Below are 22556 nucleotides of genomic sequence, written 5' to 3'. Positions count from 1 at the left end.
TCCGGACGGTAATCCCTGATTCACCAGGCTAGAATTCCTAGAGCGTTCACTCTAGAGCGCACGCTCTAGGAACCAGGAAGGCGCTCATGCCCCGTGTAGTGGACCAGCAGCGCTTCACGGAACGACAGACCGTGATCCTCGCCGCGGCATACCGGTGCTTCGCCGCCCAGGGATTCGAAGGCACCACGACGGCCGACGTCTGCCGAGCGGCTCGTGTCTCCTCCGGAACCCTGTTCCACTATTTCCCGACGAAGATCGACATCCTGCTCACCCTGCTCCGAGCCAGTGCCGCGTGGACCGAGGAACACCTCCACCGCGCCACGCGCACCGGCCGCGGGAAGCCGGCCCTTGCGAGTTACCTCACGGCACTCGACCGCGAGCACGACGCCGAGCGTCAGGCGGGATTCACCCGAGCGGTCCACGGTGCCGCACACCTCCCCGAGGTGAGAGCCGTCCTCGTCGAGGAGGCGGAGCTCGTCGACCGCTTCCTCCTGGAGCACATCACCGAAGCGGTGCGCACCCGAGCCGCACGCACGGATGTCCCACCGGAGCGCCTGGCCCGATGGACACGATGGATCATCGACGGCGAGGCCGTCGACGATGACGAGCAGCGGCCCGCCGGCCGCCTGAGCGTCGCCGTCCGATCGCTCCTCGATCTGGGGTGACCCGGCAGGACCCCACGCGTCGTCAGGCGGGCGGAGCCTGTCGGTCCGGGTCCTCTTCCCACAGGGGCATCCCGAATTCGTTGACCGGGATGGACGACTCCGCCGGGTCCGGCAGTCGATCCTGCGTCGGACAGGTCATGAAGTGATCGTGGTCCGAGGACCGATCGAAGGTGTGCTCGGCGAGCGGATGGCCGCAGACCGTGCAGGGGCGGTCATCGGTGTCCGACGTCTTCGTCTGTTCATCCATGGGGGTGATGCTACGCCGCCGCTCCCCCACCGCCCACCCGGTTGCGTCGACACGCACGAGGTGCTCCGCCCGGCGTCGACGGAGCTGACCTCACGCCTCACCGAAGCCGGACTCGATGAGCGACGTGAGCGCCTGGACGGCGTCTTCGGCATCGACCCCGTCGGCCTGCAGATGCACCTCGGCGCCCTTCACGAGGCCGAGCGACATGATCCCGAGCAGACTCTTCGCGTCCTTGCCGTTCACGACGACGTTCGCCGCGAACCTGCTGGCGGACCGCACGAACTCTGCAGCGGGTCTGGCATGGAGACCGTCCTTGTTGCGCAGCCTCACCGTCGCTGCGGCGTGGGGCATGTCCGTCGGCCCGGCCGTCGCCGATCCGGTCTCCGTCCTCGGGGCGTCCATGTCCGGTCGGCCGGCGGCGGACCGGGCGGCAGCGACGACCTCGTCGAGCGACCGACCGGTCTGGGCGGCGACGGCCGCGGCGACGCCTCCCTCCACGAGCGGGGCGTCCACGATGCGGACTCGCGCGCGAACAGCGTCGTCGAGGAAGTCGAGCGCGGTCTCGGCCGTCAGGATCGCCGAGCCGAGGTCGCACAGGACCACGACGCCGGCTCCGGCATCGACGGCGGTGATCCCGGCGGAGACCAGCGCGAAGCTGGTGCCGATCCCACCGTCGTCGGTGCCTCCGGCCGCTGCCAGAGCGGCGTCTGGGGCCATCTGGCGGGCCACGTCGACGAGTCCCTCAGCGATCAGCGCGCTGTGGGAGACGAAGACGAGTCCGACGGGTCCGCCGCTCATGCAGTCTCCCCCGATGCCGCCGCCGACGCCGCACCGAGCAGGTACGCGGTCGACTGCGCGCCGGGATCGCGATGGCCGATCGCACGCTCACCGAGGTAGCTTGCGCGCCCCTTCCGCGCCACGAGCGGTTCGGTCGACACGGCACCGGCCTGGGCCGCCGTAGCGGCGGCAGCGAGGACGCCGCCCGGGGTCTCCCCCGCGGCGGCGGCGTCCGCGGCAGCGTCGACGGCCGGTGTCCAGGCGTCGACCATGGTCTTGTCGCCGGTCGTCGCCTTGCCTCGGAGCACGATCCCGTCGCGCGCCGCCGTCAGCAAGGCGACCACGGCGTCCGCATCCAACTCGGCCTTCCCCGCCACGGCGATCGACGCTTTCAGCAGTGCCGTGCCGTACAGCGGTCCGCTGGCGCCGCCGACCGTGGAGATGAGCGTCGTCGCCGCGAGCTTCAGGATGTCCGAGGGCGTCGCGTCGGCCGGCTGCCCGTCCAGTTTCCCGAGGACCGCAGAGAACCCCCGGTCGAGGTTCTCACCGTGGTCCCCGTCGCCGATGTCGCGGTCGAGCGTGATGAGCTCCACGCGGCGCTCCGAGATCACCGCAGCACTCCCCCGCATCCAGGCGATCGCCCAGGCTCCATCCAGTGCCATCCGTCTACCGTCCCCACCGGAGCGCGGCGGTCTGCACCGGCGCGTCCCACAATTCGGTCAATTCGTCGTCGAGTTTCAGGAGGGTGATCGACACCCCCTGCATCTCGAGGCTCGTCGTGTAGTTGCCGACCAACGATCGGGCGACCTCGATCCCCCGCTCCGCGAGGGCTTCGGCGACGCGGCGGTACACGATGAAGAGTTCGAGCTGCGGCGTCCCGCCCATGCCGTTCACGAGGACGAGCGCCCGTTCACCCGGCGCATACGGCAGATCCTCGAGGATGGCGCCGAGCAACCGGTCGACGATACGGTCCGCCGGTTCCAACGGGATACGTTCGCGACCCGGCTCGCCGTGGATGCCGATGCCGATCTCGATCTCGTCGTCGGCGAGGGTGAAACTGGGCTCACCGGCGTGCGGGACGACGCAAGGGGTGAGAGCGACACCCATCGTGCGCGTCCGCGCGTTGACCTTGAGGGCGACCTCGGCGACCTCGTCGAGCCCTCCCCCGGCCTCTGCCCGGGCACCCGCGATCTTCTCCACCAGGACGGTCCCGGCGACGCCGCGGCGTCCGGCGGTGTAGAGCGAGTCCTTGACGGCGACGTCGTCGTCGATGACGACCGATCGCACCTCGATCCCCTCGGCCAGCGCGAGGTCGGCCGCGGTCTCGAAGTTGAGCACGTCCCCCGTGTAGTTCTTCACGATGTGGAGCACCCCGGCGCCCCCGTCCACGGCCTTGGTCGCGGCGACGATCGGGTCGGGCGTCGGTGAGGTGAAGACCGGCCCGGGCACCGCCGCGTCGAGCATGCCGAACCCGACGAATCCGCCGTGGAGGGGCTCATGTCCGCTCCCTCCGCCGCTCACGATCCCGACCTTCCCGGCGACCGGCGCGTCCGCGCGCGTGATGAACACGGGGTCGAGGGACACGGAGACGAGATCGGCGTGCGCGGCTCCGAAGCCGGCCACCGCCTCAGCGACGACGTCCTTCGGATCATTGATGAGCTTCTTCATTGAATCCTCCTGCAAGATCGGTTCGGGACCGCCGGCCGGGTGCGCCGGCATCGGGTCTCAACCTACGCGCTGGGCCGCGCCGCCGGTAGGGCCCGGTCGGGCGTGGTCGCGGCGTCGATCAGCGCGAACCGAGGGCGCGGGTCGCCTCGACCCAGGCGTCGAGTCTGGCCGTCGCCGCGCCGGAGTCGATCGCGCCCGCCGCGGACAGCAACGCGGCGGCGAACCGGTCGAGGATCGGCCGTTGGGCCTGCGTCGGATCCTCGGAGAGTTCGAACGCCACGATCCCGGCGGCCGCGTTCAACAGCACGATGTCGCGGACCGGGCCCTCCTCGCCGGCGAGGGTCGCCCGGACGACACCGGCGTTGTGCTGAGCGTCGCCGCCGATCAGGTCGTCGATCGTCGCGCGCCGGATACCCAGCTCGCGCGGATCGAGGTCGTGTTCGGTGACGGCACCGCGCGTGACCTCCCACAGGTGACTGTGTCCCGTCGTGGTGAGCTCGTCGAGACCGTCGTCGCCACGGAAGACGAGCGCGGTGGCTCCGCGCGTCTGGAACACCCCGACGAACAGCGGGATCCGGTCGGCATGCGCCACGCCGACGGCGGAGGCCTCCGGTCGAGCAGGATTGACGAGCGGGCCGAGGAAGTTGAAGACGGTCGGAACGCCGAGCTCCGCGCGCACCGCGCCGGCGTGGCGGAAGCCCGGGTGGAAGGCGGCGGCGTAGGCGAAGGTGATGCCCGTGGATGCGAGCACCTCCCCCACCAGTTCCGTCGGCAAGGCCAGGTCGACGCCGAGGGCGGACAACACGTCACTCGAGCCGGAGGCAGAACTCGCGGCGCGGTTGCCGTGCTTGATGACGGGGATGCCGGTCGCCGCAGCGACGATGGAAGCCGTGGTCGAGATGTTCACCGTCCCGAACCGGTCGCCGCCGGTTCCCACGATGTCGAGCGCGCGGGACGGTGCGACGAGCGGCATCGCGTGGTCGAGGATCGCGTCACGGAACCCGACGATCTCGTCGACCGTCTCCCCCTTCCTCCGCAGTGCGATGAGGAATCCGGCGAGCTGGGCGTCGGTGACCTGCCCCGTCATGATGCGTTCCATGGCCCACGTGGACTCGGACACGCTGAGATCGGTTCCGGCGAGCAGGTCGCCGATGAGCGTCGGCCAGGTCGTGAGAGGCATGACGACGATCTTACAAGCGCGACCCGCCGTGGCCCGGGGCGCTCCACCCGGCGAGGATCACATGAATTCCGCAGCAGAACCGAAGATCCCGGTCAGGAAATAAGGATAGCCTTACTGCTCCGTACGCCATCGTCGCCCCCGAAATGCGAAAAACCGCTCGCGCTATCGGCCATAATGGAGGGGTGACGAGCACCTCAATCAACCTCGCGCCGAGCGCGCCCCGGATCAACCGACCGAACACGGTCGCCGTTGGAACGATCGTCTGGCTGGGCAGCGAGGTCATGTTCTTCGCCGGCCTCTTCGCGATCTACTTCACGCTGCGATCGATGGCTCCCGAGCTGTGGGCGGCCGAAGCCGGCCGCTTGAACGTCCCGTATTCGACGATCAACACGATCATCCTCGTGTCCTCGTCGTTCACGTGCCAGTTCGGCGTCTTCGCGGCAGAACGCATGCAGCCCCGCATGACGGGCTGGAGCCCACGCAAGTGGGGCATGGTCGAGTGGTTCTTCCTCACCTACGCCCTGGGCGCCGTCTTCGTCGCCGGCCAGGTGCTCGAGTACGCCACGCTCGTCAGCGAGGGCATCTCCCTCAGCTCGAACGCGTACGGCTCGGCGTTCTACCTCACCACCGGCTTCCACGGCCTGCACGTGACCGGCGGCCTGATCGCCTTCCTCCTCGTGATCGGCCGCGCCTTCGCGGTCAAGCGATTCGGCCACAAAGAGGCGACGAGCGCCATCGTCGTCTCGTACTACTGGCACTTCGTCGACGTCGTGTGGATCGGCCTCTACTTCGTCATCTACATCCTGCGCTAACCCGGAATGACTGACTCCATGAAGACTGACCCCACCCAGCCGACGGCCACCAAGTCGTCCAAGAAGACCGCTCGCGCGAACCGCAAGAGCGGTCGCCGCAGCCCCTTCGCCTCGGCAGCACTCCTCGCGATCGGCCTGCTCGTGACCGGCGGAGCGTACGCGGCCGTCAGCGTCAGCACGGCCAGCGCCGAGCCCGTCGCCGCCGCGAAGTCGCAGGCCTCGGTCGACGAGGGCGAGAAGCTGTTCTCGGCCAACTGCGCCACCTGCCACGGACTCGACATGCAGGGCACGACCGCCGGACCGAGCCTGCTCGGCGTCGGCGCTGCCGCGGTCGACTTCCAGGTCGGTACGGGTCGCATGCCGTTGCAGAACCAGGGCCCGCAGGCCCCCGAGAAGCCCGTGCAGTTCACCGAGGAGCAGATCTCCTCGCTGGCCGCGTACGTCGCCTCAGTGGCCCCCGGCCCGGAGATCCCCGACGAGCAGTACCTCGACGCCGCCGGCGACTCCTCCAACGGAGCACAGCTCTTCCGGATCAACTGCGCCATGTGCCACAACGTCGCTGCAGCCGGTGGCGCCCTGACCGAGGGCAAGTACGCTCCCTCGCTCGTGGGCGTTAGCGAAGCCCACATCTACGAGGCCATGGTCACCGGCCCGCAGAACATGCCGGTCTTCAACGACATGAACCTCTCCCCCGAGGACAAGCGCGACATCATCACCGCGCTCAAGTTCATGGAGGCCAACCCGTCACCGGGCGGTAACGACCTCGGCTCGCTCGGCCCCGTCTCCGAGGGCTTGTTCCTCTGGATCTTCGGCCTCGGCTCGATCGTCGCCCTCACCGTCTGGATCACCGCGAAGTCGAACTGACCGACGCGGATCGACAACACGTAAGAAGGAGCACAATGGCTCACGACAACTCGAGCGGTTCGGGTCACCCGACCGCCGACTCGTCTGCCGATCCGTCCGCCCACGGGCAGGAGCTGCAGGTCGCGACCGGCACCGGGGTCATCGCCCGCGATGCCATCGCCGACCCTGGTCTGCCTCCGCACCGGAAGCGCGTCACGGACCTCGACCCCAAGAAGGACAAGCGGGCCGAGCGCGCCGTCTACACCCTCTTCTACCTGTCGATCGCCGGCAGCGTCTGGGCGGTCGCCGCCTACATGGCGTTCCCGATCGAGCCGGAGGACATCGGATCCGTCCGGTTGAACAACCTCTTCATCGGTCTCGGAATGGCGCTCGCCCTGCTCGCGATCGGTATCGGCGCCGTGCACTGGGGGAAGGCCCTCATGCACGACGAGGAGGGCATCGACTACCGCCACAAGGTGGGCGGCAACCAGGTCAGCCGCGATCGTGCCGTCGAGATCATGCACGAGGCGAACGTCGAGTCCGGCATCGGACGCCGTGCGCTCATCCGTAACAGCCTCATCGGATCGCTCATCGTCTTCCCACTCCCCGGCATCGCCCTCTTCCGCGGCCTCGCGCCGTACGACGAGGACCCGGTCGAGCTCATGCAGCACACGATGTGGAAGGAAGGAACGCGCCTCGCTCGCGACCCCTCCGGCACGCCGATCAAGGCGTCCGACGTCACGCTCGGAAGCGCCTTCCACGTCATCCCCGAGAACCTCCACGAGGCCGAGCACGTCCTCAACGAGAAGGCCAAGGCGATCGTCCTCCTCATGCGATTGAAGCCCGAGGATCTCGTCGAGGAGGAGTCCAAGAAGGACTGGTCCTACGACGGCATCGTCGCCTACTCCAAGGTCTGCACCCACGTCGGGTGCCCGGTGGCGCTGTACGAGCAGCAGACGCACCACCTCCTCTGCCCTTGCCACCAGTCGCAGTTCGACGTCACGAACCACTGCGCGGTCATCTTCGGACCGGCCGCCCGGCCGCTCCCGCAGCTGCCGATCACCGTCGACGATGAGGGTTACCTCGTCGCGCGGAGCGACTTCCACGAACCTGTCGGCCCGAGCTTCTGGGAGCGTCATTGAGCACCTCGACCGCAACACGCGCCCCTGAGCAGGCCAAGGCCGCTCCGGCGAAGAGCTCCGGTGGTTTCACCGGCGCTGCAGCCAACTACCTCGAAGAACGGACGTCCATCTCGGTCGCCGTCAAGGAGTTCGGTCGCAAGATCTTCCCCGACCACTGGTCGTTCCTCCTCGGTGAGGTGGCCCTCTACAGCTTCGTCATCATCCTGCTGTCGGGATCGTTCCTCACCTTCTTCTTCCAGGCCTCCATGGCCGAGGTGCACTACGACGGTTCGTTCGTCCCGCTGAAGAACATCGAGATGTCGGTCGCCATGGCGTCGACCCTCGACATCTCGTTCGACATCCGCGGCGGCCTCCTGATGCGTCAGGTGCACCACTGGGCAGCGCTGTTGTTCGTCGCGTCCATCGGCCTGCACATGCTGCGGATCTTCTTCACCGGAGCGTTCCGCAAGCCGCGCGAGCTCAACTGGGTGATCGGCTTCGTCCTCTTCATCCTGGCGATGGCCGAGGGCTTCACGGGCTACTCGCTCCCCGACGACCTGCTCTCCGGTAACGGTCTGCGGATCATCGACGGCATGGTGAAGGGTCTGCCGATCATCGGCACCTGGACGACGTTCCTGCTCTTCGGCGGTGAGTTCCCGGGCACCGACATCGTCGGCCGGCTCTACACCCTGCACATCCTGTTGCTCCCCGCGCTGGTGCTGCTCTTCATCGCCCTGCACCTGGTGTTCGTCGTCGTGCACAAGCACACGCAGTTCCCGGGTGCCGGTCGCACCGAGCAGAACGTGGTCGGCTTCCCCGTCCTCCCCGTGTACGCCGCGAAGGCGGGTGGTTTCTTCTTCATCGTCTTCGGTGTCGTGATGCTCATCGCGTCGCTCTTCACGATCAACCCGATCTGGAACTACGGCCCGTACGACCCCTCACCGGTCTCCGCGGGTACGCAGCCCGACTGGTACATCGGCTTCGCCGACGGGGCGCTCCGCCTGGTGCCACCGCACCTCGAGTTCGTCCTGTTGGACCACACGTTCTCGTTCAACATCATCCTTCCCGTCCTCGTCCTGGGCCTGTTCATCGTCACGGTGTTCATCTACCCGTTCGTCGAGGCGTGGATCACCGGTGACAAGCGCGAGCACCACATCCTCGACCGCCCGCGCAACGCGCCGACCCGCACCGCCATCGGTGCTGCCGGCGTCACGTTCTACGCCGCCCTGTGGGCAGCCGCGAGCTCGGACATCATCGCGACCCACTTCAAGGTGACGATGGAAGGCGTGATCCACACGCTGCAGGCCATCCTCATCCTCGGACCGGTCATCGCGTACTTCCTCGCCAAGCGGACCTGCCTGGCGCTGCAGAAGAAGGACCGCGAGATCCTCCTCCACGGTTACGAGACCGGACGCATCGTCCGCCTCCCCGGTGGCGAGTTCATCGAGGTCCACGAGCCGGTGGACGAGTACGAGCGCTGGCGTCTGGCGAGCTACGACGACCACAAGCCGTTGATGATCCGTCCGAACGCCAAGGGCAAGATCACCGGCGTGCAGAAGGCCCGTGCAGCCATGTCGCGGTGGTTCTTCGAAGATCGGATCGCTCCGGTCACGCAGACGGAGATCGAACGCTCCCACGGCGACCACCACTAGTCGCCATCCCACGACGAAAGCCCCGCAGCCCACACGGACTGCGGGGCTTCTCTCATTCCCGACGTGCAGACCGCGTGACGCTGGAGACCGTCGGATCTCTTGCGTCGACACGCCCCCTCTCGACCAGCCTGCGACCGGCTGGGAGCTTCGGGTCTGCGTGACGACCGACTGCGGGATTGCGTCCCGTACTCGGAGGCGGTTCGTTGGCGCCATCGCGACGCGGCCAGCGGCGTCGTCTCGCCGCCTGGGAATGGTCCGCTCCCCCGACGACGGCGGCCATGCTTGACTCCCGACGTGCGACACGGCCAGCGCACCCGCGCGTGAGGTCTGACCGTTGTGTGGCGCACCTGGTCCGCCCACCCACCCCGCGGAGAGCTCGGCCCCAGAGGCTCTGGGTACGGCCTCCGGGTACCGTCCTCGCGCCCTTGGGAGCTGGCTCCGGATTCGGCGTCTGCACCCTGGCCTGTGCGCCCCTGGCCGGCGGGGGCTTCACAGTCGTCGACCGCGCGCTGCTGGTGGCTGGGTCACTCCGCAGGATCCTGGCGAGGGAGACGTCGTCGTCCAAGCTGCTCGTCGAACGCGGTGGTAAGCCAGTGTGTTGGGCGGCGGTGGATGGCGCGCATGAGCGTCCGCGCAGGCGGCCGGCTCGGGCTGTCGTCGAGCAGCTGAGGCGTATCCCCCGCTGGATACGAAAAAGCCCCCGAGCGATGGGCTCGAGGGCTCTTCGTCGCTTCGGCTCTCAGCCCAGCGGGAGGATCTTCTTGTAGAACTCTGCGGTGACGTTGTAGCCGAGGCGACGGTAGAAGTCTCCGGCGCGTGACGTGGACATCGTCAACTGACGGGCGCCGCGTTCCACCGCGTAGTGCTCGTTCGCCTCGACGAGGGCCGAGCCGATACCCGCACCGCGGGCGCTCTCATCGACGACCAGCTCCTGCAGGTGGGCGGTGAGACCCGCGGCGTGCAGCAGACGCGACACGGTCATCAGCGTGTAGCCGACGACGCGGTCGTCCTGGTCCACGGCGACGTACAGCACGTTCGTCTCATCTTCGCGGGGACGCATGACGTTGTTGTACGCAGTCATGAAGTCATCGGCGGCCGGTGGGATCGAACCGGTGATGAGCTGGCCAGCCAGCCCGAAAACTGCCGAGCGGTCGTCGGGCTGACCCCGGCGGATGCTGAACGAGTCGACCATCAGCGGGCGAAGTATCCGCGGTAGTACTCGTAGTTCCAACCGACGACGGCGATGACGACCAGCGGGATCCCGATGATCGCGATCCAGAAGCCGACGGCCAGACCCAGCACGAGCAGACCACACGCACCGGCGAGGATGATCGGCCACCAGCTCCACGGGCTGAAGTGCCCGATCTCCGGGTCGCCGTCATCGATGTTCGCGGTGAGGGTGTCCTCGGGGAGCTCGGCTCCCTGGCTCTTGTGGACACGGCTGAGGTAGAAGCCGAGGAAGGCGCTCAGGATGGCTGCGAGAGCCAGCGTGACCGTTCCGACCCACTCGACGCGGCCGTGCAGCGGGTCGATGAGCGACCACACCGTGTAGACCGCACAGAGGAGCGCACAGAACACCGTGAGGATCGTGAAGAGAATGATATTGGCGCGCATGGCGGCTACTTCACCTTTCCGGAGTCGACGTCGAGCGTGGGTGCGTCAGGCGCGTCCTTCGCAGGACCGACGCCGACCGGGATACCGACCTCAGGGTGGTGGAGGTCGAACGCCGGGCGCTCCGAACGGATGCGCGGGATCGACACGAAGTTGTGACGCGGGGGCGGCGAGCTCGTAGCCCATTCGAGCGATCCGCCGTAACCCCATGGGTCGTCCTCGGTCACCCGGGGAGCCTTGCGGATCGTGACGTACACGTTCAGGAAGAACGGCAGCAGTGAGATCGCCAGGATGAACGACCCGACGGTGGACAGCTGGTTCATCCACGTGAAGCCGTCTTCCGGCGAGTACGTCGCGTACCGACGCGGGAACCCGATGACGCCGAGCCAGTGCTGGATCAGGAACGTCGTGTGGAAGCCGATGAACAGCAGCCAGAAGTGCCAGTAGCCGAGCTTCTCGTTGAGCATCTTGCCGGTCCACTTCGGCCACCAGAAGTAGAAGCCGGCGAACATGGCGAACACGACCGTGCCGAAGACGACGTAGTGGAAGTGCGCCACGACGAAGTACGAGTCGGAGACGTGGAAGTCGAGCGGCGGCGACGCGAGGATGACACCGGTGAGTCCACCGAAGACGAAGGTGATCAGGAAGCCGATCGACCAGAGCATCGGGGTCTCGAAGGTGACGGAGCCGCGCCACATGGTGCCGAGCCAGTTGAAGATCTTCACACCGGTCGGAACCGCGATGAGCATCGTCATGAGCGCGAAGAACGGCAGCAGCACGGAGCCGGTGACGTACATGTGGTGCGCCCACACGGTCACGGAGAGGGCTGCGATGGCGATCGTCGCGTAGATCAGGGTCTTGTAACCGAAGATCGGCTTGCGGCTGAACACCGGGAAGATCTCCGACACGATGCCGAAGAACGGCAGCGCGATGATGTAGACCTCAGGGTGACCGAAGAACCAGAACAGGTGCTGCCACAGGATGACGCCACCGTTCGCGGCATCGTAGATGTGGGCGTCGAACACGCGGTCTGCGGCGAGACCGAAGAGCGCGGCGGCGAGGACCGGGAACGCCATGAGGACGAGGATCGACGTCACGAGCACGTTCCACGTGAAGATCGGCATGCGGAACATCGTCATGCCGGGAGCGCGCATGGTGATGATCGTGGTGATGAAGTTGACGCCACCGAGGATGGTTCCGAACCCGCTCAGTGCCAGACCGAGTACCCAGAGATTCCCTCCGAGGCCCGGTGAGAAGGTCGTACTCGACAATGGCGCATACGCGAACCAGCCGAAGGCCGCTGCACCCTGCGGGGTGAGGAAGCCACCGACGGCGATGAGGCTACCGAAGGCGTAGAGCCAGAAGGCGAAGGCGTTCAGCCGCGGGAAGGCGACGTCCGGTGCGCCGATCTGCAGGGGCATGAGCGCGTTCGCGAAGCCGGCGAAGAGCGGCGTCGCGAACATGAGCAGCATGATCGTGCCGTGCATCGTGAACAGCTGGTTGTACTGCTCCTTCGTCTCGACGATCGTTCCGCCGGGCTCGAAGAGCTGCGCACGGATGATGAGCGCCATGACGCCACCGAGGCAGAAGAAGATGAACGAGGCGATCAGGTACATGTACCCGATGGTCTTGTGGTCGGTGGAGGTGATCCACTTGACCAGGATGTTGCCCTTGCGCTCGACCGAGGTGCGTCCGACGACGCTCGCTTGGCCTGCAGGAAGCGTGGTGGAGGTCATTCCCCGTCTCCGTGCTCTTCGAGACCTGCCGGCGCCTTGGTGCCGGGGAGGTTGCTGTTGCGGTCGTATTCCGTGCCGTAGTCACCGATGTTGCCGGAGTCGGCCAGGTCTTCCAAGTGCTTGTCGTACTCGGCCTGCGAGACGACCTTCACGTTGAAGAGCATGAGCGAGTGGTACTCGCCACACAGCTCGGCGCACTTGCCGGCGTAGGTTCCCTCACGCTCGGGCGTGAAGGACATGTAGTTGGTCTTCCCCGGGAACATGTCCTTCTTGTAGAGGAAGTCGATGACCCAGAAGGAGTGGATGACGTCGCGCGACTGCAGCGCGATCTTCACCGTCTTGCCGACGGGCAGGTACAGGGTGGGGAGCGCGTCCTGGTCGATGACGCCACCGGGCTTCTCGTCGGCCTGCACGCCTGCGGTCCAGACGTCCTGGCCGTTGACGGCCTCGTCGTACACGAAGTCCCAGGCCCACTGCTTGGCGAAGACCTCGATCGCGACGTCGGGATCCTCGTACTGGGTCTCGATCGCGTTCTGGTCGCGCGCCGTGAAGGCGAAGAAGCCGAGCACCAGGATGAGCGGGACGACCGTGTAGAAGATCTCGATCGGCATGTTGTACCGGAGCTGCACGGGGAGGCCCGTCTGGCCCTTGCGGCGGCGGTAGACGATGACGGCCCAGATGATGAGCCCCCACGTCACCACGCCGACGGCCAGCAGCACCAGCCAGGCGGTCACCCACAGGCCCGCGATGCGGTCCGTGTGGTTCGTGACGGGAGATTCGCCCTCGACGAATCCCGGCAGGTAACCATGTAGTTCCGCCTGCGTACAACCCGCCAGGACTATGGCGAGTGTGGCTGCGACCGGAATGGCAGCCCATCTGAGACGACGAGTCGAGCGCACCTCTGAAACCTTTCGAATACACACCTGTGGATCGCCTCCCAGTCTAGTGGGGATGGGTGGAGAACGCCGGACCATTCGCGTCCGCGGTGCCGGATCGTGACCGGAATGTCGAAGGGGAAACCACCCGGGACCGGGTGATTTCCCCTTCAGGAAGAATCTGCCTCAGTGGAAGCTGTCGCCGCAGGCGCAGCTGCCCTCGGCGTTGGGGTTGTCGATGGTGAACCCCTGCTTCTGGATGGTGTCCTCGAAGTCGATCGAGGCGCCGTCGAGGTAGGGGACGCTCATCTTGTCGACGATGACCTCGACGCCGTCGAAGTCGACGGTCGCGTCGCCGTCGAGCATGCGCTCGTCGAAGTAGAGCTGGTAGATGAGTCCGGAGCAGCCGCCGGGCTGGACGGCGACGCGCAGGCGGAGGTCGTCGCGACCCTCCTGCTCGAGGAGGCTCTTGACCTTCTGCGCCGCCGTGTCGGAGAGTCCGACGCCGTGGGCCGCGTCGATCTTGGTCTCGGTCAGGATGGTGTCGCTCATGATGCTCCTCGCGAGGTCTGGCGGCGCCGGACGACGCCTGTCTGTCATTCTACCGCTCGGGGCGGCGGGCGCACCCCATGATGCCGGGGGTGTTCCCACCGCCGCGGATCACCCGGCCGAGGGCTTGGGCGCCGAGGCGAGCCGACCGAGGAGGACCGCCTCGGTGAGGATCGCCTTCTGGAACACCCCGAGGTGCAGCGACTCGTTCGGGCTGTGCGCCCTCGAGTGCGGGTCCTCGACGCCCGTCACGAGGATCTGCGCCTCCGGGAAAACCCGGACGAGGTCGGCGATGAACGGGATGGATCCGCCGACACCCATCTCCACCGGCTCGACCTCCCAGGCGTCGTGCATGGCGCGCTTCGCCTCGGCGACGGCCCAGCCGCTCGTGTCGACGAGGAACGGACTCCCCTGGTCGACCTCGTCGATGGTCAGTTGCGCTCCGAAGGGCGCGTGGGCCATGAGGTGCGTCTCGAGGGCTCGGTAGGCGTCCGCCGGGTCCTGGCCGGGGGCGATCCGCGCACTGATGCGGACGGCCACCTCCGGAATGAGGGTGTTCGAGGCGTTGGCCACGGTCGGTGCGTCGATCCCGGTGACAGTGATCGCGGGCTGGGACCAGATCCGGCTGAGGATGGAACCCCGACCGATGGGCGAGACACCGTCGGCGAGGCCGGACTCCGCGCGGAGCTGTGCCTCGTCGAACTCGGGGGTGACGGCGTCGTGCGAGGTGAGCCCCTCGACCGCCACGGAACCGTCGGCGTCCCACAGGGTCGCGAGCAGGGTGACGACCGCGAGCATGGCGTCGGGCACCGCTCCCCCGAGCATCCCCGAGTGCGAGGCGTGGTCGAGCGTCTTCACGCGCAGCCGGAACGTCACATTGCCGCGCAGGCCGATCGTGAGGGCCGGAGTCCGTTCGTCCCAGTTGTCGCTGTCGGCGACGACGATGACGTCGGCTGCGAGGGTCTTGCGGTGCTCCTCCAGGAACGAGCCGAACGATCGTGATCCGAACTCCTCCTCCCCCTCGATGAACAGGACGATGCCGAGGTCGAGATCGGAGCCGAGCACCTCGGTCACCGCGCGGATCGCCGCGATGTGGGACATCACGCCGGCTTTGTCGTCGGCCGCGCCGCGCCCGTAGAGGCGGCCGTCGCGGACGGTCGGCTCGAACGGCGGCGACTCCCACTTGTCGTCGCTTCCGGGCGGCTGGACGTCGTGGTGCGCGTAGAGCAGGACGGTCGGGCGACCGTTGCGGGCCTCGCGCCGGGCGAGGACCGCGGGCTGCCCGAGCTCCGTGCCCCCGTCGACGGCGGCACGGCGCACCGAGACCTCGTCGAACACACCGAGATCGCGCGCGAGTTCGGCGACGGCCTCGGCGCTCCGGGCCACCTCGGCGGCGTCGAACGCCGACCAGGACACCGATGGGATCCGCACGAGTGCCGACAGGTCGGCGATCGAGGATGGCAGGGCGCCCGCGACCGATTCGCGGAGTCGGTCGAGGAGTTCCTGGTCGTTGTGTGGATCTTGGGCCGATTCCGTCGTGGTACCTGTCGTCATGCGAGTAATCTTAAGCGAATCCCCCGATCAAGGACGTTCCACCGTGGCCAAACAGCAGAGCACCCCAGCATCAGAGCCCCTCGTCGAGACCGCGGCGCAGACCGCCGAGCGCCTCGCCCGCGGCGCCAAGGAGGCGAAGGGCCGCCCGACGCCGTCGCGCGCCGAACGCGAGGCGCAGAACAAGCGTCCGCTCGTCCCCTCCGACCGCAAGGAGGCCTCACGCGCGGCGAAGGCCCAGCAGGCCGAGGCTCGACGACGAGCACAGGCCGGCATGGCGGCGGGCGACGACAAGTTCCTCCCGGCTCGCGAACGCGGCCCGCAGAAGAAGTTCGTCCGCGACTACGTCGACGCCCGGTTCAACATCGGCGAGTTCATGATCCCCGTCATGTTCCTCGTGATCATCCTCACGTTCATGCCGGTCCCCGAGATCCAGGTCTACGGCATGCTGACCCTCTGGGTCTTCTTCATCATCGCCATCGCCGACTGCTTCTTCCTCGGCTTCCGTGTCCGGAAGGCGCTCCGAGCGAAGTTCGGCCAGGACGAGCCGCGCGTGCGCTGGTACGCCGCCATGCGCGCGCTGCAGCTGCGCCCGCTCCGCCTGCCGAAGCCGCAGGTGAAGCGCGGTCAGTTCCCCAACAAGTAGGTCCAGCACCACGAACGCCCGTCGGTCCCAGACCGGCGGGCGTTCGTCGTCAGCGGCGTTCGACCGGGTCAGCGGCCGGCGCGAGCGAGGCGATCGAGCCCACGGTTGATCTGCCGCGCCCAGAGCGGACCGCGGTACAGGAACGCCGTGTACCCCTGGACGAGCGTTGCACCGGCGGCGAGCCGTTCCCGCACGTCCGCGGCGGTCTCGACACCGCCGACGGAGATCACGCACAGCTCCGCCGGGACGACGGCGCGGATCCGTCGCAGGACCGCGATCGACCGGTCGGCGAGTGGCGCGCCGGAGAGTCCACCGGCACCGGCAGCCTCCACGGTCGACCGGTCGGTCTCGAGGCCGTCACGGGAGATCGTCGTGTTCGTCGCGATGATCCCGTCGAGCCCCAGGTCGACGACGAGCTGAGCGATGCGGTCCACTTCGGCGTCCGTGAGGTCCGGTGCGATCTTCACGAGGAGCGGTGTCGTTCCGGCGGCGGCACGCACCGCGTCCAGGAGGGGCGACAGCTGATCGAGCTCCTGGAGACCTCGGAGACCAGGGGTGTTCGGTGAACTGACGTTGACCACGAGGTAGTCGGCCGTGGGTGCCAGCAGGGTGGCGCTCGAGACGTAGTCGGCCGTGGCGTCGGCGACGTCCACGACCCGACTCTTGCCGATGTTCACCCCGAGGACGGGACGCCTGACGACGCGGGCCGTCCGCGCCAGTCGTGGCGCGGCGGATGTGGCACCCTCGTTGTTGAAGCCCATACGGTTGATCACCGCACGGTCCGGGACGAGGCGGAAGAGGCGTGGCTTCGGATTGCCAGCCTGCGGGATCGCCGTGATGGTGCCGACCTCGACGTGGCCGAAGCCCAGGAGCCCGAGCCCGAGCACCCCCTTGCCGTCCTTGTCGAACCCGGCGGCGACACCGAACGGGGTCTCGAACCGGAGGCCGAGCGCCTCGACGGACTGGTCGGTCCGGGGTGCGGTCCACCGCCTGATGACGGATCCGAGACCGGTGGACGGAAGCGCACGGATCACGTCGAACGCGAGGTGATGGGCGCGCTCCGGGTCGAGCTTCGCCAGGACGTGGGTGAAGAGGAACCGGTACACGACTCAGCGCTCCACGATCGGCTCGTCGGCGTTCGACGCGCCCGCGGCGTGTTCGACCCGGAGGAGCGCGATGGCCGACTCGAAGTCGTCCAAGGACTCGAACGCCTGGTAGACGCTGGCGAACCGGAGGTAGGCGACCTCGTCGAGCTCCCGCAGCGGTGCGAGGATCGCCAGACCGATGTCGTTCGCGTCGATCTGCGATGCGCCCGTCGCCCGGATGGACTCCTCGACGCGCTGCGCGAGCACCGCGAGGTCGGAATCCGTCACCGGACGACCCTGGCACGCCTTCCTGACGCCGCTCACGACCTTCTCCCGACTGAACGGCTCCACCACACCGGAGCGCTTGATCACGCCGAGGCTCGAGGTCTCCATCGTGCTGAACCGCCGCCCGCACTCCGGGCACTGCCGGCGCCGACGGATCGCGAGCCCGTCGTCGCTCGTCCGCGAGTCGATGACGCGGGAGTCGGGGTGGCGGCAGAACGGGCAGTACATCAGACGGCTCCCTCGGGTGTGGCGTGCTCGGTGTGCTCCTCGGCTGCGCGGGTCTCGGCGCCGACGAGGCCGAAACGCGCCGTCACCGCTTCACCGTGCGCGGGGAGGTCCTCGGACGACGACAGGGCGACGATGTGGCTCGAGACCTGGCGGAGCGCGGGCTCGTCGTACCGGACGACCTGCTGTGGGCGGAGGAAGGTGAAGGCGCCCAGGCCGGACGAGAAGCGGGCCTGTCCTCCCGTCGGGAGGACGTGGTTGGAGCCGGCGAGGTAGTCACCCAGGCTCACCGGGGTGTGCTCACCCAGGAAGATGGCGCCGGCGTTCGTGATGGCGCCGAGCAGTGCCTCCGGGTCGGCGGTCTGGACCTCGAGGTGCTCCGGTCCGTAGGCGTTGCTGAATGCGACGGCGGCCTCCAGGTCGTCGACGAGCACGATGGCGGACTGCGGGCCGGCGAGGGCTTGGACGACGCGGGCGCCGTGGCGGGTGCCGGCTGCATAGCGACGCAACCAGTCCTGGACGGCGATGGCGAGGGCCTCGTCGTCGGTGACGAGCAACGACGCCGCGGCCTCGTCGTGCTCGGCCTGGCTGACGAGGTCGGCGGCCACGAGTCTGGCGTCTGCGGAGGCGTCGGCGATGACCAGGATCTCGGTGGTACCGGCCTCGGCGTCGATCCCGACCTGCCCCTTCACGAGGCGCTTCGCCGCTGCGACGAAGATGTTCCCGGGACCCGTCACGACGTCGACCGGGTCCAGGGCGATGTCCGGGACCCCGTAGGCGAAGGCGCCGATGGCTCCGGCCCCGCCCATGGCGTACACCTCGGTGACCCCGAGGAGACCGGCGGCTCCGAGGATGGTGGGGTGCACACGATTGTCGAACTCGCGCTGCGGTGGGGACGCGAGCGCGACGGAGCCGACCCCGGCCTCCTGCGCCGGGACGACGTTCATGACGACGCTCGACGGGTAGACGGCCTTGCCCCCGGGCACGTACAGCCCGACCCGGCCGACGGGCGCCCACCGCTGTACGACGGTCGCTCCCTCGCCGAGCGTGGTGGTGCGCTCCGGCGGGACCTGCGCTCGCGTCGCCTCGCGAACCCGGTCGATGGCCTCGACGAGTGCGGCGCGCACCGCAGGGTCCAGTGCGGCCACCGCCGCGTCGATCTCGGACTGAGGCACGCGGAGGTGCTCCGGCCGTCCGCCGTCGAACCGGTCGGACTGCGCCGACAACGCAGCGGAACCCTCGGTCCGCACAGCGTCGATCAGCGACTGCGCCGCATGGGCTGCGGCGGTGACGTCGACGACGGGACGGGGCAGCATCTCCAGGAGCTCGGTCCGGCTCGGCCGGACGCCCCTGAGGTCAATGGTGGTGATCATGGCCGTCACAGCCTAGCGTTCACGGCGTCGTGTCCCGCCGGCGACGTGGTGTGCAACGCGTCAACCGAGACAGTTCGGGCCGAGCAACGACTTCAGCTCACCGAAGAGCCCGGAGGACACGCTGACCCGATGCGGCAACTCGAACACCCGCGCGACATCGCCCCGGAAGAGCTTCAGTCGGACCTCGGTCGAGCCTGCGTGTCTCGAGAGCATGTCGCGAAGGGTCATCACCGTCTCAGTCGTCGCGCGGGCGTCCGCCATCGTCAGCTGGAGCATGCGATCGGCACCCGCCTCAGGGAGCTCTGGCGAGAAGATGCTGTACGCGTGCAGGTTCATCCCGTCGTCGCGGACGCTGACGCGGCCACGCACGACCACGATGGAGTCGCCGACGAGTTCCGACGCGAACTCCTGGTAGGCCTTGCCCATGAACATGGCGGTCATCTCGCCGCCGAAGTCCTCGACCTGGATCATGCCGTACTGATTGCCGGACGCCTTCGCGATGCGGTGTTGGACGCTCGTGACGAGCCCCGAGATGACGACGGTCTCGCCGTCCATGTTCTCGGCGGTCATGAGGTCGGTGATGGTCGTCGTCGCATGCTTCGCGAGTTCGATCTCGAGACCGGCCAGCGGGTGGTCGGAGACGTACAGCCCGAGCATCTCGCGCTCGAAGTTGAGCTTGTCGCGCTTGCTCCAGTCGGGTCGTTCGGGGACGCTCGCGAGCGGCACCTCACCGACCTCGGCGAACAGGCTGTCGAAGTCGAAGCCGATGCTCCCCGACGCCTCGGCACGCTTGTCCTTCACGACCGAGTCGACCGCGTCCTCGTGGATCTCGTAGAGCGCTCGTCGGCTGTCGCCCATGGAGTCGAACGCACCGGCCTTGATCAGCGACTCGATCGTCCGCTTGTTGGCCACGGGCAGCGGCACCTTGCGCAGGAAGTCGTGGAAGGAGGTGAACCGCCCCTCACGCTCGCGTGCCTGACGGATGAGCTCGACCACGTTCGACCCCACGTTGCGGACGGCGCCGAGCCCGAAGCGGATGTCCTCGCCGACGGCCGCGAAGAACCCGATCGATTCGTTGACGTCCGGCGGCAGGACCTGGATGCCCATCCGGCGGCACTCGTTGAGGTAGAGCGCCATCTTGTCCTTGGAGTCGCCGACACTCGTCAGCAGCCCGGCCATGTACTCCGCCGGGTAGTGGGCCTTGAGGTAGGCCGTCCAGTAGGAGATGACCCCGTACGCAGCCGAGTGCGCCTTGTTGAACGCGTAGTCGGAGAACGGGAGCAGGATCTCCCACAGTTTGTTGACCGCTTCCATCGAGAACCCGTTGGCCACCATGCCGCCGGAGAAGCCCTCGAACTGCTTGTCCAGTTCGGACTTCTTCTTCTTGCCCATCGCTCGTCGGAGGATGTCGGCTTGTCCGAGGGAGAAGCCGGCGACCTTCTGCGCGATCGCCATCACCTGCTCCTGGTAGATGATCAGCCCGTAGCTCGTCGACAGGATCTCGGACAGCGGCTCTTCGAGCTGCGGATGGATCGGGGTGATCTCCTGCAGGCCGTTCTTGCGGAGGGCGTAGTTCGTGTGCGAGTTCGCGCCCATGGGGCCCGGGCGGTACAGCGCGATGAGTGCCGAGATGTCCTCGAAGTTGTCGGGCTTCATGAGACGCAGCAACGCGCGCATCGGTCCGCCGTCGAGCTGGAACACGCCGAGCGTGTCGCCCCGGGACAGCAGCTCGTACGCGCCCCGGTCGTCGAGCTCGAGGTCTTCGAGGACGAGGTCGATGTTCCGGTTGCTCTTGATGTTGTCGAGGGCGTCGTTGATGATCGTCAGGTTGCGCAACCCGAGGAAGTCCATCTTGATCAGTCCGAGCGACTCGCACGCCGGGTAGTCGAACTGCGTGACGATCTGGCCGTCCTGCTCACGCTTCATGATCGGGATGATGTCGATGAGCGGGTCGCTCGACATGATCACGCCGGCTGCGTGCACACCCCACTGGCGCTTGAGGTTCTCGATGCCGAGGGCGGTCTCGAAGACGGTGCGCGCCTCGGGATCCGTGTCGAGGATGCCGCGGAGGTCGACGGCCTCCTTGTACCGCGGGTGTTTGGCGTCGAGGATGCCCTCGAGCGGGATGTCCTTCCCCATGACCGCCGGCGGCATGGCCTTCGTCAGCTTGTCGCCCATGCCGAACGGGAAGCCGAGGACCCGGGAGGAGTCCTTCAACGCCTGCTTGGCCTTGATCGTGCCGTAGGTGACGATCTGCGCGACGCGTTCGTCGCCGTACTTCTCGGTGACGTACTTGATCACCTCGCCACGACGACGGTCGTCGAAGTCGACGTCGAAGTCGGGCATGGAGACGCGGTCGGGGTTGAGGAACCGCTCGAAGATGAGCCCGTGGCGGAGCGGGTCGAGGTCGGTGATCTGCATCGCGTACGCGGCCATCGATCCGGCACCGGAGCCACGCCCGGGCCCGACCCGGATGCCGTTGCGCTTCGACCACTGGATGAAGTCGGCGACGACGAGGAAGTAGCCGGGGAACCCCATCTGGACGATCACGCGCGTCTCGTAGTTGGCGCGGTCGCGGACGTCGGCGGGGATGCCGTTCGGGTATCGCTGGTGGAGGCCCGCCTCGACCTCCTTGATGAACCAGCTCTCCTCGTTCTCCCCCTCGGGGACCGGGAACCGCGGCATGTAGTTCGCGGAGGTGTCGAAGGCGACCTCGCAGCGTTCGGCGATCGCGAGGGTGTTGTCGCACGCCTCGGGGTACTCGCGGAACAGTCGGCGCATCTCGTCGGCCGACTTCAGGTAGAACTCGTCCGCGTCGAACTTGAACCGGTTCGGGTCGTTGAGTGTGGAGCCGGACTGCACGCAGAGCAGCGCCGCGTGCGCCTTGGCGTCGGCCGCGTGCGTGTAGTGCAGGTCGTTCGTCGCGAGGAGTGGCAGGCCGAGGTCCTTCGAGAGCCTGATGAGATCGCCCATGATCCGGCGTTCGATCCCGAGCCCGTGGTCCATGATCTCGCAGAAGTAGTTCTCCGCTCCGAAGATGTCGCGGAAGTCGGCGGCGGCCTTGACCGCCTCGTCGTACTGACCGAGGCGGAGCCTCGTCTGCACCTCACCACTCGGGCATCCGGTCGTGGCGATGAGGCCGGCGCCGTACTGGCTGAGGATCTCGCGGTCCATGCGGGGCTTGAAGTAGTACCCCTCGATCGACGCCTTCGAAGACAGCCGGAAGAGGTTGTGCATGCCCTCGGTCGTCTCCGAGAGGAGGGTCATGTGCGTGTACGCGCCGGCCCCGGACACGTCGTCTCCCCCGCCGTCGCCCCACTTGATCCGGGTGCGGTCGCCGCGCGCCGTCCCCGGGGTGATGTACGCCTCGGTCCCGATGATCGGCTTGATACCCGCATCGGTGGCCGTCCGCCAGAAGTCGAACGCGCCGAACATGTTGCCGTGGTCGGTGACCGCGACGGCGGGCATGCCCTGCTCGACAGCGGCTTGGATGAGGGGCTTCACCCGGGCGGCGCCGTCGAGCATCGAGTACTCGCTGTGGACGTGCAGGTGGACGAACGAATCGGTGGACGTGGGCACGGACGGCGCCTCCGGGGATCGTGCTGGGGGAACGGCGCGGACGCCGAGGTGGTCTTGGTCAAGCCTAATCGTCGCC

At 67.7% G+C, this 22556-nt stretch carries 21 protein-coding genes; 6 read left to right on the top strand and 15 right to left on the bottom strand.

Annotated features, from left to right (window positions below; all coding sequences use genetic code 11):
* Window positions 1-86 precede the first annotated feature (86 nt).
* Window positions 87-665 (top strand): TetR/AcrR family transcriptional regulator, encoded by a 579-nt coding sequence (locus tag ASF68_RS00775; protein ID WP_082498424.1) that lies wholly within the window; start codon window positions 87-89, stop codon window positions 663-665.
* Window positions 666-687: 22 nt separating this feature from the next.
* On the opposite strand, the gene ASF68_RS00770 is transcribed toward ASF68_RS00775, so the two are convergent.
* From ASF68_RS00770 to trpD, 5 genes are all read right to left on the bottom strand, one after another.
* Complete coding sequence (locus ASF68_RS00770) at window positions 688-969, bottom strand: hypothetical protein (protein ID WP_157579774.1); 282 nt, start codon at window positions 967-969, stop codon at window positions 688-690.
* Between the two features lie 33 nt (window positions 970-1002).
* Entirely contained in the window at window positions 1003-1710 is a 708-nt protein-coding gene (gene dhaM, locus ASF68_RS00765) for a dihydroxyacetone kinase phosphoryl donor subunit DhaM (RefSeq protein WP_056005506.1), read from the bottom strand.
* Window positions 1707-2351 carry a dihydroxyacetone kinase subunit DhaL gene (gene dhaL, locus ASF68_RS00760; RefSeq protein WP_056005503.1) on the bottom strand — a complete coding sequence of 215 codons (645 nt, stop codon included), beginning with the start codon at window positions 2349-2351 and terminating at the stop codon, window positions 1707-1709. Before dhaL ends, dhaM begins: the two co-directional genes overlap by 4 nt.
* A 4-nt stretch (window positions 2352-2355) precedes the next feature.
* Window positions 2356-3357, bottom strand: a complete 1002-nt coding sequence (dhaK, locus tag ASF68_RS00755; RefSeq protein WP_056005499.1) for a dihydroxyacetone kinase subunit DhaK — start codon at window positions 3355-3357, stop codon at window positions 2356-2358.
* A gap of 118 nt (window positions 3358-3475) precedes the next feature.
* Window positions 3476-4537: an anthranilate phosphoribosyltransferase gene (trpD, locus tag ASF68_RS00750; RefSeq protein ID WP_056005495.1), complete on the bottom strand. Its 1062-nt coding sequence runs from the start codon at window positions 4535-4537 to the stop codon at window positions 3476-3478.
* Between the two features lie 143 nt (window positions 4538-4680).
* Here trpD and ASF68_RS00745 point away from each other — a divergent pair, with 143 nt between their 5' ends.
* From ASF68_RS00745 to ASF68_RS00730, 4 genes are read left to right on the top strand one after another with little or no spacing between them, the layout of a single operon-like run.
* Window positions 4681-5349, top strand: coding sequence for a heme-copper oxidase subunit III (locus ASF68_RS00745; RefSeq protein WP_082455740.1), 669 nt, complete (start codon window positions 4681-4683; stop codon window positions 5347-5349).
* A gap of 18 nt (window positions 5350-5367) precedes the next feature.
* A complete protein-coding gene (locus tag ASF68_RS00740) occupies window positions 5368-6213 on the top strand; it encodes a cytochrome c (protein WP_056005492.1) in 846 nt (281 codons plus the stop codon).
* A 35-nt stretch (window positions 6214-6248) separates the two neighbouring features.
* On the top strand, window positions 6249-7334 hold the full coding sequence (locus ASF68_RS00735; protein WP_056005489.1) for a ubiquinol-cytochrome c reductase iron-sulfur subunit: 1086 nt from the start codon (window positions 6249-6251) through the stop codon (window positions 7332-7334).
* The gene (locus tag ASF68_RS00730) at window positions 7331-8965 is read left to right on the top strand and encodes a ubiquinol-cytochrome c reductase cytochrome b subunit (RefSeq protein WP_056005486.1); all 1635 of its coding nucleotides are present in this window, start codon (window positions 7331-7333) and stop codon (window positions 8963-8965) included. Before ASF68_RS00735 ends, ASF68_RS00730 begins: the two co-directional genes overlap by 4 nt.
* Before the next feature lie 739 nt (window positions 8966-9704).
* Here the strand turns inward: ASF68_RS00730 and ASF68_RS00725 are convergent.
* From ASF68_RS00725 to ASF68_RS00700, 6 genes are all read right to left on the bottom strand, one after another.
* Window positions 9705-10157, bottom strand: a complete 453-nt coding sequence (locus tag ASF68_RS00725) for a GNAT family N-acetyltransferase (RefSeq protein WP_056005483.1) — start codon at window positions 10155-10157, stop codon at window positions 9705-9707.
* A complete protein-coding gene (locus ASF68_RS00720) occupies window positions 10157-10579 on the bottom strand; it encodes a cytochrome c oxidase subunit 4 (protein ID WP_056005480.1) in 423 nt (140 codons plus the stop codon). Before ASF68_RS00720 ends, ASF68_RS00725 begins: the two co-directional genes overlap by 1 nt.
* 5 nt (window positions 10580-10584) lie before the next feature.
* The gene (ctaD, locus tag ASF68_RS00715) at window positions 10585-12312 is read right to left on the bottom strand and encodes a cytochrome c oxidase subunit I (protein WP_056005477.1); all 1728 of its coding nucleotides are present in this window, start codon (window positions 12310-12312) and stop codon (window positions 10585-10587) included.
* Window positions 12309-13211 (bottom strand): cytochrome c oxidase subunit II, encoded by a 903-nt coding sequence (gene coxB / locus ASF68_RS00710; RefSeq protein WP_056005474.1) that lies wholly within the window; start codon window positions 13209-13211, stop codon window positions 12309-12311. Before coxB ends, ctaD begins: the two co-directional genes overlap by 4 nt.
* 162 nt (window positions 13212-13373) lie before the next feature.
* Window positions 13374-13739: an iron-sulfur cluster insertion protein ErpA gene (erpA, locus tag ASF68_RS00705; RefSeq protein ID WP_056005471.1), complete on the bottom strand. Its 366-nt coding sequence runs from the start codon at window positions 13737-13739 to the stop codon at window positions 13374-13376.
* A gap of 108 nt (window positions 13740-13847) precedes the next feature.
* Entirely contained in the window at window positions 13848-15290 is a 1443-nt protein-coding gene (locus ASF68_RS00700) for a dipeptidase (RefSeq protein WP_056005468.1), read from the bottom strand.
* A gap of 43 nt (window positions 15291-15333) precedes the next feature.
* Here ASF68_RS00700 and ASF68_RS00695 point away from each other — a divergent pair, with 43 nt between their 5' ends.
* Window positions 15334-15933 carry a DUF3043 domain-containing protein gene (locus ASF68_RS00695; protein WP_056005465.1) on the top strand — a complete coding sequence of 200 codons (600 nt, stop codon included), beginning with the start codon at window positions 15334-15336 and terminating at the stop codon, window positions 15931-15933.
* Between the two features lie 68 nt (window positions 15934-16001).
* Here the strand turns inward: ASF68_RS00695 and ASF68_RS00690 are convergent, their stop codons facing one another.
* Genes ASF68_RS00690 through dnaE form a run of 4 tightly spaced genes read right to left on the bottom strand, consistent with a single transcriptional unit; the run spans window position 16002 to window position 22480 of the window.
* Complete coding sequence (locus ASF68_RS00690) at window positions 16002-17039, bottom strand: quinone-dependent dihydroorotate dehydrogenase (RefSeq protein WP_056005462.1); 1038 nt, start codon at window positions 17037-17039, stop codon at window positions 16002-16004.
* 3 nt (window positions 17040-17042) lie between these two features.
* Window positions 17043-17531 carry a transcriptional regulator NrdR gene (gene nrdR, locus ASF68_RS00685; protein ID WP_056005459.1) on the bottom strand — a complete coding sequence of 163 codons (489 nt, stop codon included), beginning with the start codon at window positions 17529-17531 and terminating at the stop codon, window positions 17043-17045.
* The gene (gene hisD, locus ASF68_RS00680) at window positions 17531-18901 is read right to left on the bottom strand and encodes a histidinol dehydrogenase (protein ID WP_056005456.1); all 1371 of its coding nucleotides are present in this window, start codon (window positions 18899-18901) and stop codon (window positions 17531-17533) included. The genes nrdR and hisD overlap by 1 nt, the downstream gene beginning before the upstream one ends.
* A 60-nt stretch (window positions 18902-18961) precedes the next feature.
* Window positions 18962-22480 (bottom strand): DNA polymerase III subunit alpha, encoded by a 3519-nt coding sequence (gene dnaE / locus ASF68_RS00675; RefSeq protein WP_082498423.1) that lies wholly within the window; start codon window positions 22478-22480, stop codon window positions 18962-18964.
* Between the last annotated feature and the right edge of the window lie 76 nt (window positions 22481-22556).

Source organism: Plantibacter sp. Leaf314, assembly GCF_001423185.1.
Classification (GTDB): Bacteria; Actinomycetota; Actinomycetes; order Actinomycetales; family Microbacteriaceae; genus Plantibacter.
The sequence above is the reverse complement of the archived record's forward strand: the minus strand, read 5'-3'. Positions and strand labels throughout refer to the sequence as shown.

Coding starts and splice junctions, on each gene's coding strand:
- ASF68_RS00775 (WP_082498424.1), top strand. CDS start 87: ATGCCCCGTGTAGTGGACCAGCAGCGCTTCACGGAACGACAGACCGTG.
- dhaM (WP_056005506.1), bottom strand. CDS start 1,710: ATGAGCGGCGGACCCGTCGGACTCGTCTTCGTCTCCCACAGCGCGCTG.
- dhaL (WP_056005503.1), bottom strand. CDS start 2,351: ATGGCACTGGATGGAGCCTGGGCGATCGCCTGGATGCGGGGGAGTGCT.
- dhaK (WP_056005499.1), bottom strand. CDS start 3,357: ATGAAGAAGCTCATCAATGATCCGAAGGACGTCGTCGCTGAGGCGGTG.
- trpD (WP_056005495.1), bottom strand. CDS start 4,537: ATGCCTCTCACGACCTGGCCGACGCTCATCGGCGACCTGCTCGCCGGA.
- ASF68_RS00745 (WP_082455740.1), top strand. CDS start 4,681: ATGCGAAAAACCGCTCGCGCTATCGGCCATAATGGAGGGGTGACGAGC.
- ASF68_RS00740 (WP_056005492.1), top strand. CDS start 5,368: ATGAAGACTGACCCCACCCAGCCGACGGCCACCAAGTCGTCCAAGAAG.
- ASF68_RS00735 (WP_056005489.1), top strand. CDS start 6,249: ATGGCTCACGACAACTCGAGCGGTTCGGGTCACCCGACCGCCGACTCG.
- ASF68_RS00725 (WP_056005483.1), bottom strand. CDS start 10,157: ATGGTCGACTCGTTCAGCATCCGCCGGGGTCAGCCCGACGACCGCTCG.
- ASF68_RS00720 (WP_056005480.1), bottom strand. CDS start 10,579: ATGCGCGCCAATATCATTCTCTTCACGATCCTCACGGTGTTCTGTGCG.
- ctaD (WP_056005477.1), bottom strand. CDS start 12,312: ATGACCTCCACCACGCTTCCTGCAGGCCAAGCGAGCGTCGTCGGACGC.
- erpA (WP_056005471.1), bottom strand. CDS start 13,739: ATGAGCGACACCATCCTGACCGAGACCAAGATCGACGCGGCCCACGGC.
- ASF68_RS00700 (WP_056005468.1), bottom strand. CDS start 15,290: ATGACGACAGGTACCACGACGGAATCGGCCCAAGATCCACACAACGAC.
- nrdR (WP_056005459.1), bottom strand. CDS start 17,531: ATGTACTGCCCGTTCTGCCGCCACCCCGACTCCCGCGTCATCGACTCG.
- hisD (WP_056005456.1), bottom strand. CDS start 18,901: ATGATCACCACCATTGACCTCAGGGGCGTCCGGCCGAGCCGGACCGAG.